This is a genomic window from Streptomyces sp. NPDC057253 (assembly GCF_042669125.1).
Lineage (GTDB): Bacteria > Actinomycetota > Actinomycetes > Streptomycetales > Streptomycetaceae > Streptomyces.
Window position 1 is genome coordinate 1 of sequence record NZ_JBHUXV010000292.1, and the last position, 2,328, is coordinate 2,328.

General features: G+C 69.4%; 1 protein-coding gene. It reads left to right on the forward strand.

Features of this window, described 5'->3' with window-relative positions; all coding sequences use genetic code 11:
- Positions 1 to 226 precede the first annotated feature (226 nt).
- Positions 227 to 2,328: MMPL family transporter (locus ACFULQ_RS49040; RefSeq protein WP_383558335.1), on the forward strand; the 2,102-nt coding region annotated here is incomplete at its 3' end.

The window sequence follows — 2,328 nt, forward strand, 5'->3', positions numbered from 1 at the left end:
GGGCGACCGGGCCCGGGTGCTCATCAGCAGCTGCTCCTCCAGCCCGGCGGCTGTGTTGCCCCTGCCATGCCCACCGGGCAGGACCTCGACGCCACCACGCCGGTGCGTGCGCCGGGCACATGGCTCGGCCAACCGGCCTGAGCACCGCATTAACAGTCGTCTCAGGTTCGCTCCGTACGAAATAGGCATCCAGATAAGCGATCAACTCGTATGTAGGAGGCCAGAGATGGCAGTCAACGCAGCGCCGTCGGGGGAAGCCCCGGCCGGTCGGTTGGCAGGCCGGTGGGTGCCCTGGTTGGTGATTGGCCTGTGGCTGGTCCTGGCGGTGGGCATGGTGCCGCTGAGCGGAAAGTTGAGCTCGGTCACCACCGACAGCGCCGTGGACACCCTGCCGGCCAGTGCCGAGTCCACCAAGGCGGCAGTGCTGGAAGACAGTCTCCCCGACGGTGACAGCAACACCTTCGTCTTCGTGTACCACCGCGCCGGCGGCATGACCGCTGCCGACCGCGCGACGGTCGAGCGCCACTACAACACCCTTGCCAAGCGGTACCCGCCGAAGGCGACGGCGGCGGCCGGCGAGGACGACGAGGGCTCACCGATGAGAGCCTCCACCGACCGCAAGGCGATGATGTTCACCCTCGATGTGAGCACGGCCTACGGCGAACCGGAGACGCTCGTCGGCCCGTTGCGTGACGCGGCGAAGGACCGACCCTCCGGGCTGGAACTTGACGTAACGGGCCCGGGCGCGATCGACGGCGACATGGACGCCGTCTTCGACGGCATCGACGTGCAGGTCCTCCTCACCACCATCGTCGTCGTCACGCTCCTGCTCATCCTCACCTACCGCAGCCCGGTGTTGTGGCTCATCCCGCTCATGGCCGTGGGCGCGGCCGCACTCACCGCGATGGCGACCGTCTACCTGCTCGTCAAGGGCTTCGGCATCGTGGTCAACGACCAGAACTCGGCGCTGCTGACGATCCTGGTGTTCGGCGTCGGCACGGACTACGCGCTGTTGCTCATCGCTCGATATCGGGAGGCACTGCACCACCATGAGAACGTCCGGGTCGCGATGGTCCACGCGCTGCGCGGCGCGGCGCCGGCCATCGTCGCGTCCGCGGCCACCGTGGTCGCCGGCCTGCTCTGCCTGCTCGTCGCGGACCTGAACAGCACCAGCGGCTTGGGCCCGATCGGCGCGGCCGGCATCCTGTGCGCGCTGGTGGCCATGCTGACGCTGTTCCCGGCCGCACTCGTGGTGCTCGGCAGGCGGATCTTCTGGCCGGCCATCCCGCGGTTCAGCACGGCCGTGGAGGACAAGCCGGGGCTGTGGGGACGGCTCGGCACCGCCATCAGCCGCCGCCGATGGGTCGCGACGCTCGGCTCGCTCGGAGTCCTCGGAGTGTTCGCCCTCGGGCTGGCGGGCAACACCGGCGCCTTGCGGGAGCAGGACCAGTTCCTGTCGGCGCCGGAGTCGGTCACCGGCTTCACCGTTCTCCGCCAGCACTTCCCGGAGCTCGGCGGCCAGCCGATGACGGTCTTCACGCGGCCGGCGCAGCAGGAGCGGGTGCTCGACATCGTCAAGGACACTCGCGGGGTGGCCCTGGCCGTCCCGGAGCAGACGAGCGGTGGCTGGGCCAACATCTCGGTGTTCCCGAAGGACGCGCCGGACACCGTCGCGGAGTACGACACGATCAAGCGGGTGCGCACCGCCGTGCACGCGGTGCGTGGGGCGGAGGCGATCGTCGGCGGGCCTAGTGCGGAGAACCTCGACACCGAGGTGACCACCAGCCGCGACGAGAAGCTGGTGATCCCGCTGGTGCTCGCCGTCGTCCTGATCGTCCTCGGGCTGCTGCTGCGCGCGATCGCGGCCCCGCTGATCCTGATGGCCACCGTGGTCGTCTCATTCGCCGCAGCCTTCGGCGGCAGTGTGTTCGTCTTCGACACGATCCTCGGGTTCAAGGGAATCGACTATTCGGTGCCGCTGCTGGCCTTCCTGTTCCTGGTGGCGCTCGGCGTCGACTACAACATCTTCCTGGCCAGCCGAGCCCGGGAGGAGACCGTGCGGCTCGGCACCAGAGAGGGCATGCTCAAAGCCCTCTCCGCCACCGGCGGCGTCATCACCTCGGCGGGCCTGGTCCTGGCGGCCACGTTCGCGGTCCTCGCCACACTTCCGCTGGTGATGCTGATCGAGGTCGGGTTCCTGGTCGCCTTCGGTGTGCTGCTCGACGCCCTGCTGGTGCGGTCGGTCCTGGTGCCCGCCCTCACCCTGCTGATCGGCCGGCGGATGTGGTGGCCGAGCCGGCTGTCCCGTCCAGCGACGGACCTGCCGGA